Origin of the sequence: Rubellimicrobium sp. CFH 75288 (assembly GCF_009904055.1) — a bacterium.
In the GTDB taxonomy this organism is placed as follows: Bacteria; Pseudomonadota; Alphaproteobacteria; order Rhodobacterales; family Rhodobacteraceae; genus Rubellimicrobium.
Genome location: NZ_WYDP01000073.1, coordinates 1 through 383 on the forward strand (window position 1 = coordinate 1; position 383 = coordinate 383).

1 protein-coding gene is annotated in these 383 nt (G+C 72.1%); it reads left to right on the forward strand.

Annotation, left to right across the window (positions count from 1 at the left end; translation table 11 throughout):
• On the forward strand, positions 1–383 hold a 383-nt coding region (locus GT358_RS16435; RefSeq protein WP_166583704.1), incomplete at both ends, for an AAA family ATPase.

A 383-nucleotide genomic window follows, 5' to 3' on the forward strand; every position in this document is an offset into this window, starting at 1 on the left:
GGCGCCTTCGGCGGCGGGCATGACGAGAAGGAGCAGACGCTGAACCAGCTCCTGACCGAGCTCGACGGCTTCGACCCTCGCGAGGGGATCGTGCTGCTCGCCGCGACCAACCGTCCCGAGATCCTCGACCCCGCGCTCCTGCGCGCGGGCCGCTTCGACCGGCAGGTGGTGGTGGACCGGCCTGACAAGGGGGGGCGCGCGGCGATCCTGCGCGTGCACCTCAAGAAGGTGAAGCACGAGGGGCTCGACGTGGACCAGATCGCGGCGCTGACCCCCGGCTTCTCGGGGGCGGAACTGGCGAACCTCGTCAACGAGGCGGCGATCCAGGCCACCCGGCGGGGGGCCGAGGCCGTGACCATGCAGGACGTGACCGCCGCCATCGA